Genomic DNA, 15,000 nt, shown 5'->3' on the forward strand with positions numbered 1-15,000 from the left:
CTCAAGTGAAAATATGCTGACTTGGGCTCTCTTTATTCACAAGAAAGGTGGGTTAGATCTGATGACAACGAAGCGAAGAAAATTCAGTTCCAGAACGAGGCACAATCTGTTCGCTTACGGATTACTGTTTCCTTCTTTCATATTTTTAACTATGTTTACGTTTTACCCAACTCTCAAGTCGATCCAGTTAAGCTTCTACAGTGGTCCGATGACCCGGCTGCAGTTTTCCGGATTGGATCAGTATAAAGAAGTTTTAGCTGATGAGATATTCAGGAAGGTCATCCTGAATAACATCATCTTCATGATTGGGACAGTGCCAACGAGTTTGTTCCTAGCGATGTATCTTGCCATCTGGCTGAATAAAAAAATGGCCGGAAGCTCCTTGCTTAGGACATCGTTTTTCTACCCGACAATCATTCCGTTAATTGCGGTAGCGAATATTTGGCTTTTCATTTACACCCCTCAGTACGGACTGCTCGATAACTTCCTTCATTTGTTCGGAGCAGGGGACACGAACTGGCTGGGGAATCCCAATACAGTAATGATTGTGATGATTGTCATGATCATTTGGAAAGATGCTGGTTTTTATATGATTTTTTATTTAGCTGGTTTGCAAAATTTACCGAGAGATGTCTATGAAGCGGCTGAAATCGAAGGGGCGAAACCGCTCCAGATGTTCCGTCATATCACGTTCCCGCTGCTGATGCCGACGACGCTGTTCGTCATGATCGTGGCGATTACGAATTCATTCAAGAACGTCGACCACTTGTACATTATGACTAAGGGTGGACCGGATAATGCCAGCAATCTACTGCTCTATCATATCTATGAAGCGGCATTTACGAACTGGGATCTTGGCAAAGCTGCCGTTCTGACCGTGATTTTGATTGTCATCATGCTGGGGATCACAGCATTCAACTATTTGTACCTTGATCGGAAAATCCATTATTAAGGAGGGGGAGAATCGATGAAAAAACTGAACTATGGCATCATTATTGTTCTTGGGATCATTTCGTTTATCCCGCTGCTTTGGGTAATCATCACTTCTTTTTCTCCCGGGAATCAAGTGATCAATGGAGGTTTTCCGTTCTGGGTCTCAAACCCAACTGTTGAAAACTATGTAAAAGCGTGGGAGACTGCACCATTTATCCAATACTACATCAATACGTTCGTCATCGTATTTGGCGTGCTGATAGTCCAGTTGTTCACGATTACGCTTGCAGCTTTTGCTTTTGCGCGGGTGAACTTCAAAGGAAAAAATGTACTGTTCATCTTGTTTTTGCTCCAGCTGATGATTCAGCCTGAAATTCTGTTGTTCCCGAACTACCAGGTTATTAGCCAGCTTGGGCTCGTTAATACGAAGCTGGCCGTCATGATGCCGTATTGGGCATCAGCATTCGGGGTATTCCTGTTGCGCCAGACTTTTAAGCAGGTCCCGTATGATCTCGATGAAGCGTCGAGAATAGACGGCTGTAAATGGTATCAAACGCTGTGGCATGTATACATCCCATCAGCAAAACCGACATATATTGCGTTTGCGCTCGTGTCCGTCAGTCACCATTGGAGCAACTTTATGTGGCCGTTGATTATCACGGATTCTGTCGAATCCCGACCGTTGACCGTCGGACTTGCCTTGTTTGCGCAATCGTATGAAACGGGAGCACAATGGGGAATGGTCGCTGCAGGTACGGTAATGGTCATCATGCCATTAGTAGTTGCTTTCTTCATTTTCCAAAAACAATTCGTATCAAGCTTCATGCATTCAGGAATCAAATAGGTGGTGGTTAAATGGATATTCATTTTTTGGGAACGGGAAGTGCCTATCCCGGTTCCAATCGCGATAATACTTCAATTTGCTTTTCGAATGACGGTTATCATGTCCTGGTCGATGTCAGCGGCAATCCTTGCAGAAAACTGAAGCAGATGCAGATGGACTTAAGTGAGCTCGATGCAGTGGTGTTCACCCATTTTCATATCGACCATATTTATGGGTTGCCATCTTTGCTGTGGGGGATGTGGCTGGAAGACAGGAAAAAGCCTTTACGAATTTTTTGCGATTACCGTAATGAGAAGAAGCTTCACGAATGGCTGGCGACAATGGAGGCTGACAAGTGGCCGATCGCCTTTTCCATTGAGGTGGAAACATTTGATGGTGATCAGGAAGAGGAGCTGTTGTCAGGCGGGGAGATGACGTTTTCCTGTTTTAAAGCGCTTCATTCTGTTCCTACTGTTGGGCTGGAGGTACGATGCCCTGGTCGAGTAGTCGTGTATTCAAGTGATACGGAAATCAACGCACGAATCGGACAGTATGACCATATAGATATGTTAATTCATGAGGCGACATCTGCTCGTAAAGTGGCCGGTAACCACAGCAGTCTCGTTGAAGTTGTAGAGAAGTATGATTTGGATAAAATCGGTGAGATTGTGTTAGTCCACTTGTCAGATAAAGAACCATATGAAGAAGAGATGGCAAAGCTTAGCATCTTGAAGGTCGTCATCGGCGAAGACCTGATGACGAAAACAGTATAGGTAAATAGAAACAAGGATAGAGATGAGGAGATTCCTTGGGTTTGGCGACATCCAATTATTAAATTGGAGAAATCGTCATGCTCAAGGAATTTTTTATTACAGTCTAACCGGCAGTAAGACACCCACTGATTGAAGTTTCACTTTATTGGATGGAGGAGACCAATGAGAAACTTGAAAGGATATATTTTTGACTTGGATGGCACCGTATATCTTGGGAAGCAATTGATTGAAGGAGCAGATACTGTGGTGAATTCCCTTTTCAATGAGGGGAAGAAAGTGCTATTCCTTACAAACAAGACGATTGAATCGCGTCAGCGTTATGTGGAAAAGTTGCGCGGCTTCAAGATCAATGCGAGCCTGGAGAACATTTTGAATCCGACACTTACCTTGATTGAATATTTGCGGGAACACCATCCTAATGCCACGTTGTATGTGATTGGAGAGCAGCCGATCAAAGATGAACTGGCACTTGCCGGATTTCGGGAAGGGCTGACACCAGCAGAGATCGACGTCGTTGTGCTGTCATGGGATCGAGATTTTCACTACGATCATTTGAATTTTGCCTATCAGTCCGTAAAGCTTGGTGCAAAGATGATTGCAACTAATCCTGACAGAACCTGTCCCATGGAGGTCGGCGATGTTCCGGACTGTGCCGGAATGATTGGTGCGGTGGAAGCGGTTGCCGGGAAAACGATTGATGTACAGATCGGAAAGCCATCCATTCTAACGATTGAAACAGCATTGGAAATTTTGCAGCTTAAGCCGGATGAATGTGTGATGATCGGTGATCGCCTTGAAACGGATATCCGGATGGGAATCGAAGCTGGAATGAAAACAGCACTTGTACTTAGTGGGATTACTACCGAGGAGGACTTGAGGGTTTCTCCGTGGAAGCCAGATTATGTCTTATCCTCGGTGAGTGGATTGCTATCGTTAAAATGATATTAAAAAAGGAAGCGGTAATAGAATCCCGCTTCCTTTTTTTGTGTTATTCGATTCCTTTATCATCCTTCATCAATTTCTTCATATCGATTTTGAGCATCCGGTCCATCGGATAGGTGGTCGTATAGCGGTATTTATCTGCTCCGGACTCAAACACAACGTAGAGTTCTTTTTGTACTTCTACGATTCCTTCTGGCATCGGTATTGCTTCGATACTTTGGCGTGGTTTAGCAGTGTGTCCATCAAGGAACCATAGGGGTACTTCTTTTCCTTCGACAGTGGCATAGGAATGAGGGTCTTCTTTTAATGGGTATTCATAACGATATAGTACACTGTCGTTTGCTCTTCCGTAGGATGTACTTAGCTTGATGCCATTCCCTGCTGCTTTTTGTATAATGGCGCCTTGGACTTTTCCAGTCGTTGAAAGGACGTAATCCGGCACAGCATTGTGCTCAGGTGAGCCATCCCAATGGGCTTCAGCAAGCATGTCGTTGTTTCGTTCCAAATTGAAGCCGATCATCCAGGCGTAGTGCATTTCTCCATCCCTGTTTTCAATATGGTGAGATGGATCAGTCGGATAGGAGCTTGCCTCATAGAATTCTCCGACCCAGAGAATGCCCTCATCATAAACGGTGTAAGCCGCCTCGACCGGTAATGGTATTTGTCTAGTGAACTGGATTTCTCCGTTATTTTCCGCTTCTGCCAGATCACTTAAATTGAAGCTGAACAAGTAATTCTCGGATGCTACCCAGCCATGATCGCGACTGACGGTAACGCCACCAGCGTGACCAGTATACGGTGTGCCATCGGTGTTGTAAAGGACAACGGATTTTACCAGTTTGCCTGTCGTGCGATCTGTTACGGTAATGGTACCAGGCCGAATTCCATCATCGACATAGCTTATGGTAAGCAGCCAGTCTTTTTTCTTATAATAGGTTAGTCCTTGGGGGACCAGTCCTTGCGCTAGTCCAGCAATCACCGGTCCGTCCGAACTGATATCCCATAGACCTTGATAGGCAGGATCTTTTTGATGTTTCCATCGTTCAAGCTGAGTAATGATTTGGTGTTCTGGTATTACTTGTACAGGGCCCGATTTTTCCGATACATTTCCTGATGCATCCTCTGCGCTCACTTGTAATGAGTACGTTTGGCTGCCGATTAACATATAAAGGGGAAATTCTGTCTGTGATGCATCTACTGAATATTCCAAATGGCCATCTTTGTAAATATGATAACGGAATAGATCTGTTTCGGAAGATGCATCCCAGGTCAATGTAGCATTTCCGCTGCCAGCAGTCGCCTCCAGGTTGACCGGTGGATGCGGTGCTTCTTTATCTATTACTGGACGAGCTGGGGCTTGATCTTCTACCAGCCATCCCGGAGTCGGGTTTTGGTTTATTGATAATTTTTCCATTTTCCGTGTATTGTCCTTAGGATAGGTAAAGGTGACTGTTTTCTTTAGAGAAACGTCCTTTGCTGCATAATCCGCTCTGACGACTTCGTGGCCATCTGGGTCATAAACGGTTAGTGTGTTACCGCCATTGACTAGCCCGCCGATGTTGCCAAGGATGATTGTATCCTCTTCTTTTAAATACTTACTTTTGTAGGAAAAGAAATAGTTATAGTTAAATGCATCCAGTGAAATAGGGCTGATTGAGGCGGTTCTTGTCCAGACCACTACTGCTTCCCAAGGCTTCAAAATGTATGCTTCCTCGATTTCTTCGTCCCAATTGTGGGAGGCGAATCGATATCCTTTCAGGTCGATTGGATCCGGGCTATTGTTATAAAGCTCAAAGTATTCAAATGCATCATAACCTGCGTAGTTATCGGTATTAGGAATCAATTCCGTGATCAACAGGTTGGGTGGGCTTGCATCTTCTGCCTTGGCGTTTTGTGCTGGAATTAATACCATTCCGATTCCTAAAACGAGAATAAAAGCAGCTACCCAGCTAATTGATTTAATTTTCAACTTACTTCCTCCTTTTAAAAATGTTTTTTATGTAAAAATGAAAAAAACCCCATGACAACAGAATGTACGATCATCGTACACACAATTGGCACAGGGCTCTCTTCATCTCCACCCACTATTTTATTTCCTAATTTAATCATATGGGGGCTTTGGTGTGACAATGCATATTCGGTAGGATATTTAAGTATATTCTGAATTATTAGAATAATACTTGATGTGGAGCAGCAAATGTTTTATAATAGAAGTAACGAAAATATACTCCGGCTTGTAGGAAGAGCAAAAGAGATCACCTATGAAGCGAACACTATGATTTCCTCACTTTTAGTGGGGAGATTTAGCATTCGTTTCATGGCGTGGTCTCTTTTTATCGTGAAGGGAGTTGGTTGGATGGCGGTTTACATGGAGTATATGACTGAATTCTTCTGGCAGCATGAGACTTATTTTCGGATTGTGGTCAGTGCTGTATTAGGATTTTTAATCGGTTGGGACAGGACATCGAAAAATAAGCCGGCTGGTTTAAAAACGTATACGTATGTATCTGTGGCATGTACACTGATTACGATTGTTTCGATCGAAAGTGCAGAGCTGCTAAGTCAGCCGGATAGCGGAAAAGTGATGGATCCTATGCGTCTGGCAGCACAGATTGTATCAGGTCTGGGTTTCCTTGGTGCAGGTGTGATCTTGAAAGACGGGTTGAGAGTAAAGGGGCTGACTTCAGCTGCGATGATCTTTTACGCTGGGGGAGCCGGGATTGGAATTGGAGCAGGATTTTATACCATCGTCATCTTCGCAACGTTGGTTACATTCACCATTACAAGGCTAGGAAACTTCTTTGAAGAGAGGGAGATTACGAGAGTGCGTTTTCCAAGGTTTAAGAAAAAAAGAAAAACAGAAGAAGAAAATGAGGAAGAGGTTGGAACTTGAAAAGAGATAGAGCTCAACTCCTGTGAATTGAGCTCTATTTGGTTAGAGATCCAGATTCCAGAGTTTTGGATCACCAGAGGAAATGGCGAGTGCACCGGCCCCTAATCCATTCAGAATGTCTTCCTTATTACTGATTAGGCCACCAGCAATAATTGGCAGCGCTGTCATTGTCGTCAGTTTATCAATGACAGATGGCATTAGACCAGGAAGAACTTCGATCGCATCCGGCTTACAATTATGTGCGATATCGATACCCTTGACAAGAGCATTGCGGTCAATAAGAAAAAGGCGCTGGATCGTCATTAGGCCTTCTTCCTTTGCATATTTAATCAGGTTGCTCTTCGTTGTGATGATGCCGGCTGGCTTCCAGATTTCTGCTATGTATTTAATGGCACTCTTTGTGTTGGACAGTCCATCGATGAAATCAATATGGATGAAGGTAGTTTTGCCGGCTTGTTTTAGTTTTTTCAGGTATCCATTCATCGTAATCAAATTTCCAGTAAGGATGAAGACGATGTTGGCTTTTGACCGGACTGCCTTTTCAAGGTCGTCTTCTTCCTTGATTGATGCAATCACTTGTGATTGGACAATGTCAATAATGTTTTGTTTCATCTGCTATGCTCCTTTAATAGTCTGAATATTCTTTATTATAGCATAAATTTGAACTGGTTAGTTACTTTTGCAGTGGGTGATTAACGTATCGTTAATCATTAATTTATTCATCCAGGGCAAGAATGGAATAACTGCAAACTATCGTAGTTTATAAGGAATATAAAGATATGATTTGACAATTATAGAGTGAAATCTTTCCCTTTAAGGTAGTTAAACAGCTATTTAAAGTGTAAACTCACAAAATCTCATGTATTGCGACATATATACAATACAGTAGAGTGCCAGAATGGAAGGAGCTGAGTTGACCTCGGGTTAGTACGTCAATGATTAAGAAAGGCACTACTGCTCTCAAGAATACTTTCTCTGCTTATCTCTCATTTTCACTATATAAATTAACCACACCCTCAGCCATCCCACTCACACTTTTCCTAAGCGAAACAGGTCTTATTATCTTAATCTGATCCCCAAACCCAAGTATATACTCCCTTGCCTCCTGTTCAGTATCAAAGCAAAGGCTTGCTGGAATCCATCTATTATCCTTAGGGTTATCCATGTGTATCACCTGTACAAATCGCCCAGTAAAAGTAATCCGCTGAATGATGGACGGAGAAATCTCCACGTCTACCTCAAACCGAGGCAGGCTGCTAATGAATTTCTGCTTCGATTCCAGCCAATATTCAGCGAGATCAAAGTCATTCGGCCTGCTGAATTTCTCATTAATCAGTTCGGCATCCACTATTCTTGAAACACGATAGCTTTTTATCTTCTCATCAGAAGCAGCTATGAGATACCAGGTGTTCCCTTTAGCTACCAGTCCCAATGGGTCAACGATTCTCTCAATCGTTTGTTTATCTGCCTTTTCGTATTGGATTCGGAGTTTTTTCTCATCCCATACTGCCTGCTGCAGTATTCCAAATGACTTCATTTCCCGCGGTGTTTGCCTCCAGGTGCTGGTATCAATATGTATTCGATTGGAAATGTCTTTAACATCATCTTTCATTGGAGCGGGAATCGCAGCAAGTAGTTTCTGGCGTGCTTCTTTCCAATCATCGCTGATTCCTAGATCCGCAAGGTGCTGAAAGGAGGGGGAGAGAAGCAGGGTTTTGATTTCATCAGCTTTTAACCCAGTAAGGTTCGTTCTGTATTTCTCAAGCAGTCTCCATCCGCCGAATTTTCCCCGTTCAGCCAGGACAGGGATGCCTGCAGTGCTTAAGGCTTCCATATCCCGGTGAATGGTCCGTTCCGTTACCTCCAATTCTTTTGCCAATTCCCTCGTGGTCATTCTTTCGTTATTTTGAAGCAATAATAATATAGAAATGAGTCTGTCCGCGCGCATTCTGTTCACTCCCGGCCAAAAAGTTTTAAATATGACATTGGATGTCAACATTAATGATTATAGTATAGATATAACACAAAAGGGGGCAGATCGGAATGACGACATTAAAAGGAAAAGTTGCTTTGGTAGCAGGGGGAACGCGGGGAGCTGGCCGCGGCATCGCAATGGAACTGGGAGCGGCAGGAGCTACAGTGTATGTAACAGGCCGTACGACACGAAATCAGATGTCAGAATATGGTCGTAAGGAAACAATCGAAGAAACAGCTGAATTGGTCAATGAACTTGGCGGTATTGGAATTGCTGTCCAAGTGGATCATCTCATACCTGATCAGGTGCGATCTTTGATTGAAAGAATAGAAAAAGAACAGGGAAGGCTGGATATCCTCGTCAATGATATATGGGGCAGCGAAAATTTGATGGAATGGGAGATTCCTGTCTGGGAGCATTCCCTGGAGAAGGGGATGAGAATGCTTCGTTTGGCGATTGATACTCATATTATCACAAGTCATTATGCCCTTCCGCTCCTGATCAAAAACAAAGGCGGATTAGTTGCCGAAATCACAGATGGAACAGAGGAGTACAATCAAAATCGCTACCGTCTGTCACTGTTCTATGATTTGGCCAAAAGCTCGGTTATTCGCATGGCTAAAGCATTGGCTCATGAACTTTCTCCCTATGATTGCACAGCGGTTGCTGTTTCACCCGGCTGGATGCGTTCAGAAATCATGCTTGAGGTGTTTGGGGTAACAGAGGAGAACTGGAAAGATGCTGCCGAAAAGGAGCCTCATTTCGTGATCTCTGAAACACCAAGGTATATAGGACGAGCGATTAGTGCCATAGCAAAAGATCCTGTTAAAAAACGGTTGAACGGCGGGTCCTTTTCAAGCGGGGAGCTGGCGAAAATGTATCATTTTCATGATCTGGATGGTTCTCAGCCGGATGCTTTCAGATATCTGGTTGAGGTTCAGGAAGCAGGTAAACCGGCCAATGCTGACGGATATAGATAGCTTTTCATTGGAAAAACTCCTTTGCAGAACTTCTGCAAAAGGAGTTTTTTTTACCTGAGGGAACATGGCTTTCTTATCCAAATTTTGGTGAACAATCCCACTTTAATCGTTATAATTAAACCAAGTATATAAATAATTAGGCATACATAGAAGGGAGAATGGTCTTGATCATCCCAGCAAAAAACAATCCCATTTTACCAGTGGCGATAAGAGTAAAAGATATAGAATCCATCGTTAACTGGTTCGAACAGCATCAGCGATCTTTTTATGCACTCGGCTGGTCCTTTCTTAGGAACCAGAGCAGTATTGAGGAGCTTTTTTATCGGGCCATTTTACAGGTGGAAAAGGAGCTGCCAAGGTTTAAAAGCAGCACAACTTTCGAAATGTGGGTTTTATCAATTTTAATACAAATCTGCAGGGAGCTTTCTCTTAATAAAAGTTTACAAGCTTCGGAGGAAAGTGATTCCCATCAAGAGATATTTCATGAACTCCATCAGTTAAAAGAGAAGGAAAGAGAAGTGCTAGTTTTAACATACATAAATGGACTCCCTAAGGACGAAACAGCACAGCTTCTCCAGGTTCCAGCCGTACAGGTTAAGGAGTTTTTATTCTCCGGACTCCAGTCACTCAGAAACGGAATGGGATATGGAGAGCACTATCACGGCTGTAATAGGTACCAAAAGCTTTACGTTGATTATCTGGAGAGAAACCTGGAACGGCCCGCAAAAATTGATTTGGAAATGCATATCTATCATTGCCAGGACTGCCAGGAGGATTTAGCTGCCCTACAGGAAGTTATGGGGAACTTTACTGAAGCCATTGAGAAATTCAGTGTACCCGATGGTTTTATGGGAAATATCAAAGAAAGAGTTGCACAAAGGGAAAGTCTTATTCAGAAAAAGAGGAATAAACGTAAAAGAAATGGGTTTATTGCAGCAAGTATATTCGTTTTAGTCATTTTTGCAGGGGTTTTTACAGGTGTCTTTTCAAAACTTTATTACACATGGACAGAGGAAAACCAGGAGCTGCGTGCCTTTCTGCAGGAAGGTGTAGGGAAAAGGCTGAACCTGGAAGCAGAAAGCGATGGGGTGAAAATAAAGATTAAGGGTGCCATAGCTGATGATGTTCAGACCCTTATATTTTATGAGATTGAAGATACAAATGAAAATAATCAATTTATGATTAACTTTGATGATGGCGTTTTTATTGAGGACGAAGGGGAAATCATGATGGCAAATACCTATCCAAGGTACCTTCCTCCTGAAATTGAATCAGATCTTAATAATAAGGAAAAGAACATTTATCATGGGAAGATGAGTCTTAGGCCACTGAAAGAGGATACAGGTACAATTAAACTCAAATTAAATAAAGTTATGAAATTAAAACGTGACTCCTCTGATTCCTACTTGAATATGAAGCCGGAAGAAGGGGAGTGGAACTTTAAGATCCCTGTCACAAAACAGCCATCCACTGAGTATGCATTAAATGAAAAAATTGAACTTGAGGGAGTCCCGGTTCGGCTGGATAAACTGATCCTTTCTCCAACAGCGACAATTCTGCAATATGGCATAAATAATGAACAGCCAGCGAAGCGATTAGAGATGATCAATTTTAATGATCTTGAAGTTAACAATAAATTATTGAAAGCTGATCTATATGGAAATTCTTATGTGCATAATCAGCCAGATATAAATTGGAGCATTTTCCAGGCGAATTTTGAACCTCTTTTTGAAAAAGAAACAAATGAGGTTAAGGTTCAATTTGGCAGTGTGTATTTATCAATTGAAGATCATAAAACGATAAAACTTGATGCTTCCAAGGAATATCCGCAAACCTTTGAATATGCAGGCAGCACCATCTCCATTGACAAGGTGGAAATTGGTCAGCCGACCACCGTTATCTTTAGCAATCATGAAATTAAGAATCGAGCGTATGAATCGCTTCATTACTTTATTGAGACTGAGCAAGATGAAAATATTTCAATGGAGGGAGACTATGAAGGAGTCATTGTTGATAAAAATGGGAAAGAATATGATATGAATAAGATTACACCAAAAATATACGAAGAAATGGAACAGCCCCGTCACTTCTTTACTGTTCAAAGCGTGAAATTACCTGGTAATAAAGTGATTCCGAAAAGTTTGGATATTACAGGATATAATACTACTAAATATTTGGATGATATAGTAGAGATTGAGACGGAGCTGATTGTAAAAGATAAAGCAGGAACCCGATAAGGGTTGCCTGCTTCTATTCAATAAAAGTTCTTAGTTTCGGTTAAGCCATTATATCCCTAAATCAACCACCATCGACTCCGCCAATTCTTCCCGTATCTTCGTAATATGCCCCTCCATCAATTCCTTCGCTCTATCCCCATTTCCAGAGGCAATAGCCAGATAAATTTCCTTATGTTCTTCCATTGTATCCTCGTAACGGGACGGATCCTTAAAGCGATGATTCTGTGTAGCCTTAATCGTATCTTCCATATGTCCCCTCAGGGTATGTATCAAGTCTATGAAAATCGAATTATGGGTGGCCTCGGCAATCCCAATGTGAAAGTCAAGGTCGGCTTTTAACCCTAACTCCGGGTCTTGTTTGGAAAGAGCCATATGTTTCAATGCTATACGCAGCTTCTCCAGGTCTGCTGAAGTGGCTCTTTTGGCAGCAAGGAAGGAGGATTCGACTTCTAGTGCACGCCTGAGCTCCAGCATTTCATAAACTAGCGGATTTTCTGCTTTGACAGCAGTGATGATTTCTTCTTTTCTTGATTGGACGTCAGAGACCTTAACATAGCTTCCGCCTCCCTGGCGGATATCGATGAGCCCGTTCAGTTCCATGGTTCTCAGGGCTTCTCTGATGGTTGTCCGGCTGACATTGAATTGGCCTGCCAATTCTCTCTCTGAGGGCAGCCGTTCACCCGGTTTGAGAATTCCTCCTAAATAGCATTCTATAATTTTATCTACTAAAACTAGATAGGTCTTTTTTTTCTCCGCCATTCCACGTAACCTCATTTCAAAATAGGCCTTATTAACTTTCCTAAATGTAACAGACCTAAAATCTATTAATCAATACTAAAAAAATAATTAAATTAATAATTGAATTTTTCTGATAAGTTAGTATAATTGACTTAACTTGTTGGACCAATTATAACATTGGTTTGACCAAATTTTCAGCAGAAGAAAGAAGGAGTATAGGATGGAAACAGCTAGTATGAACCTCGTACATGCTTTAAAGGAGGTTCTTTCTGAGCAGCAGGTAACTGAAAATCAGACAGTAAGAGAATTGCATGGAAGGGATGAATCATACCATAAGGAGAGTCTTCCCGATATTGTGGTTTTTCCAGACACAGCCCAGCAGGTCAGTGAAGTTGTAAAGCTGGCAAACGAATATAAAGTTCCAATCGTTCCTTTTGGCCTGGGATCCAGTCTCGAGGGGCACGTCATACCGTACGAACATGGAATTACGATTGATTTTTCCTTAATGAATAAAATCCTCGAAGTGCGTGAAAATGATTTCCTTGTCCGGGTACAGCCTGGTGTGACTCGCACACAGCTCAACAAGGAATTGAAAAAGTATGGACTGTTTTTCTCTGTGGATCCGGGAGCGGATGCTACGCTTGGCGGAATGGCGGCAACTAATGCCAGCGGAACAACTTCGGTCAAATATGGAGTCATGCGTGACCAGGTGCGTGATTTGGAAGTGGTTCTGGCTGATGGGTCCATCATACATACAGGTAATTTGGCTGCCAAATCCTCATCGGGATACCATTTGAATGGTTTATTCGTTGGTTCTGAGGGGACGCTTGGCTGCTTTACAGAATTGACATTAAGAGTATATGGAATTCCGGAGCATGTGATGGCGGCAAGAGCTTCTTTTCCATCATTGAATGATGCGGTTGAAGCGGTAGTTTCCGTATTACAGGCAGGTGTTCCGATTGCCAGGGTGGAGCTTGTGGATGAACCATCCATGAAGCAGGTGAACCTGTTCAGTGAAACGAACTATAACGAAAGTCCGACACTCTTTTTGGAGTTTCACGGCAATGAAGCCGGCTTGAAGCAGGATGTCGCGTTCACAAGAGAAATAGTCGAAGACCATCACTGTCTCGATATTGAATTTGAAACCGATAATGCAGCAAGAAATCGCCTGTGGGAGGCCCGGCATAACCTTGCTTATGCTTATATCCACGGCCATCCCGGGAAGAAAATGATGGTGACGGATGTCTGCCTTCCGATTTCAGAACTTTCTGGCGCTATCATCCACGCCAGGGAAGCGGTAGATTCACTGGGACTTCCTGGAGGGATCGTCGGGCATGTGGGGGATGGAAATTACCATACACTCCTTATGATTGATATGAGTAACCCCGAAGAGGTGGCAAAGGCAGAAAAGTTCAATGAACAAATTGTCCTCTATGCTCTTGAGCGGGGCGGAACATGTACGGGTGAGCATGGTGTAGGGGTAGGCAAGCAGAAATACCAGCAACAAGAACATGGTCAGGCGCTTCAGGTTATGGAAAAAATCAAACAGGCCCTGGATCCAGATAACCTTTTTAATCCAAATAAAATCTTAAAGACAAAAGAAGGAGCGTGATGATATGAAGGTATTAGAAGCGGTCAGTACCATTGCCGGAAAATATTTTGCCGTTTGGGTTATCTTAACCTCCGTTATTGCCTTTATGGTTCCAGACCCATTTTTAGGGTTGGGTGGCTATATCACCATCCTTCTAGGGGTCGTCATGTTTGGAATGGGGCTTACACTGAAGGCAGTCGATTTTAAAATCATCTTTACCAAACCGCTGCCTGTGTTGATCGGAGTTTGTGCACAGTTCATCATCATGCCGCTGGTCGCTTTCGTCATTGCGAAACTTTTGAATTTGCCGGCAGAATTGGCAGCAGGCCTGGTATTGCTCGGATGTGTACCTGGGGGAACTGCCTCAAACGTTATGGTGTATCTGGCCAAGGGAAATGTACCATTGTCCATCGCCATGACTTCCGTTTCAACCCTATTGGCGCCGATCATGACACCGCTGCTTCTCTTATTGCTTGCAGGCCAATGGATGCCGGTTGATGCTGTTGCCATGTTTATGTCTATTGTCCAGGTTATCATTGTTCCAATTGTTCTAGGTCTGGCAATCAAGAAATTTTTCCCTGTGGCTGTGGAAAAAAGCTTAACTGTTTTACCGCTTATCTCGGTAGCGGCGATTATCACGATTGTAGCTGCAGTCGTTTCAGGCAATTCAGCAACCATTGCCGCATCAGGGCTTTTGATTTTTACAGCCGTCATGCTTCACAATGGATTCGGACTCCTGCTTGGCTACTTTGCAGGAAAAGTGCTTGGTCAGGATGAAGTAAACCGTAGAGCGATTGCCATTGAAGTGGGAATGCAGAACTCAGGTCTTGGCGTTGCGCTTGCGACTGCTCACTTTGGTCCATTGGCAGCACTTCCAAGCGTGCTGGCTGCTGCCTGGCATAACATTTCAGGACCGATTCTGGCGACTTATTGGTCGAAAAAACCTGCTGTTGATAGTGAAGCTGAATCTGCAGTTCAGCCAGTTGAAGTGAAGTTCTAGATATATGGGTTTAGGTGCCTGGCTCTTTAAGATTTAAAGGGCAGGCACCTTTTTTGTACTGAATGATAATAATAGTTTTATATTTTATTGACAACGTTTACAAATAATACTAGAA

14 protein-coding genes are annotated in these 15,000 nt (G+C 43.0%); 10 read left to right on the forward strand and 4 right to left on the reverse strand.

Annotation, left to right across the window (positions count from 1 at the left end; all coding sequences use genetic code 11):
• The first annotated feature begins 61 nt into the window (after positions 1-61).
• The 4 genes from IRB79_RS11545 to IRB79_RS11560 all read left to right on the forward strand — a co-directional run bounded on the left by IRB79_RS11545 (position 62) and on the right by IRB79_RS11560 (position 3,471).
• Positions 62-952 (forward strand): carbohydrate ABC transporter permease, encoded by an 891-nt coding sequence (locus IRB79_RS11545; RefSeq protein WP_243508549.1) that lies wholly within the window; start codon positions 62-64, stop codon positions 950-952.
• A gap of 15 nt (positions 953-967) precedes the next feature.
• Positions 968-1,777, forward strand: coding sequence for a carbohydrate ABC transporter permease (locus IRB79_RS11550; RefSeq protein WP_113882074.1), 810 nt, complete (start codon positions 968-970; stop codon positions 1,775-1,777).
• Between the two features lie 11 nt (positions 1,778-1,788).
• Positions 1,789-2,529, forward strand: a complete 741-nt coding sequence (locus tag IRB79_RS11555) for an MBL fold metallo-hydrolase (protein ID WP_243508550.1) — start codon at positions 1,789-1,791, stop codon at positions 2,527-2,529.
• 162 nt (positions 2,530-2,691) lie between these two features.
• The gene (locus IRB79_RS11560; RefSeq protein ID WP_243508551.1) at positions 2,692-3,471 is read left to right on the forward strand and encodes an HAD-IIA family hydrolase; all 780 of its coding nucleotides are present in this window, start codon (positions 2,692-2,694) and stop codon (positions 3,469-3,471) included.
• Between the two features lie 46 nt (positions 3,472-3,517).
• On the opposite strand, the gene IRB79_RS11565 is transcribed toward IRB79_RS11560, so the two are convergent.
• Complete coding sequence (locus IRB79_RS11565; protein WP_243508552.1) at positions 3,518-5,314, reverse strand: lamin tail domain-containing protein; 1,797 nt, start codon at positions 5,312-5,314, stop codon at positions 3,518-3,520.
• A gap of 4 nt (positions 5,315-5,318) precedes the next feature.
• Between IRB79_RS11565 and IRB79_RS11570 the strand changes: the two genes are divergently transcribed.
• Positions 5,319-5,495, forward strand: a complete 177-nt coding sequence (locus IRB79_RS11570; RefSeq protein ID WP_243508553.1) for a hypothetical protein — start codon at positions 5,319-5,321, stop codon at positions 5,493-5,495.
• 332 nt (positions 5,496-5,827) lie between these two features.
• Positions 5,828-6,364, forward strand: coding sequence for an MgtC/SapB family protein (locus IRB79_RS11575; RefSeq protein WP_431833418.1), 537 nt, complete (start codon positions 5,828-5,830; stop codon positions 6,362-6,364).
• Between the two features lie 42 nt (positions 6,365-6,406).
• Here IRB79_RS11575 and IRB79_RS11580 read toward each other — a convergent pair whose 3' ends face one another.
• Together IRB79_RS11580 and IRB79_RS11585 are read right to left on the reverse strand one after the other, a co-directional pair.
• A complete protein-coding gene (locus tag IRB79_RS11580; protein ID WP_217030689.1) occupies positions 6,407-6,976 on the reverse strand; it encodes a glycerol-3-phosphate responsive antiterminator in 570 nt (189 codons plus the stop codon).
• A gap of 367 nt (positions 6,977-7,343) precedes the next feature.
• Entirely contained in the window at positions 7,344-8,312 is a 969-nt protein-coding gene (locus tag IRB79_RS11585) for a helix-turn-helix transcriptional regulator (protein WP_243508554.1), read from the reverse strand.
• A 95-nt stretch (positions 8,313-8,407) separates the two neighbouring features.
• Between IRB79_RS11585 and IRB79_RS11590 the strand changes: the two genes are divergently transcribed.
• Together IRB79_RS11590 and IRB79_RS11595 are read left to right on the forward strand one after the other, a co-directional pair.
• Positions 8,408-9,319 (forward strand): SDR family oxidoreductase, encoded by a 912-nt coding sequence (locus IRB79_RS11590; RefSeq protein WP_243508555.1) that lies wholly within the window; start codon positions 8,408-8,410, stop codon positions 9,317-9,319.
• Positions 9,320-9,477: 158 nt separating this feature from the next.
• On the forward strand, positions 9,478-11,556 hold the full coding sequence (locus tag IRB79_RS11595; RefSeq protein ID WP_243508556.1) for a DUF4179 domain-containing protein: 2,079 nt from the start codon (positions 9,478-9,480) through the stop codon (positions 11,554-11,556).
• 48 nt (positions 11,557-11,604) lie between these two features.
• Here IRB79_RS11595 and IRB79_RS11600 read toward each other — a convergent pair whose 3' ends face one another.
• Positions 11,605-12,315, reverse strand: a complete 711-nt coding sequence (locus tag IRB79_RS11600; RefSeq protein WP_243508557.1) for a FadR/GntR family transcriptional regulator — start codon at positions 12,313-12,315, stop codon at positions 11,605-11,607.
• Between the two features lie 199 nt (positions 12,316-12,514).
• Between IRB79_RS11600 and IRB79_RS11605 the strand changes: the two genes are divergently transcribed.
• The gene (locus tag IRB79_RS11605; protein WP_243508558.1) at positions 12,515-13,906 is read left to right on the forward strand and encodes an FAD-binding oxidoreductase; all 1,392 of its coding nucleotides are present in this window, start codon (positions 12,515-12,517) and stop codon (positions 13,904-13,906) included.
• 4 nt (positions 13,907-13,910) lie between these two features.
• Positions 13,911-14,885 carry a bile acid:sodium symporter family protein gene (locus tag IRB79_RS11610; protein WP_243508559.1) on the forward strand — a complete coding sequence of 325 codons (975 nt, stop codon included), beginning with the start codon at positions 13,911-13,913 and terminating at the stop codon, positions 14,883-14,885.
• The last annotated feature ends 115 nt before the right edge of the window (positions 14,886-15,000 follow it).

Origin of the sequence: Cytobacillus oceanisediminis (assembly GCF_022811925.1) — a bacterium.
GTDB classification, from domain to species: Bacteria; Bacillota; Bacilli; order Bacillales; family Cytobacillaceae; genus Cytobacillus; species Cytobacillus oceanisediminis_D.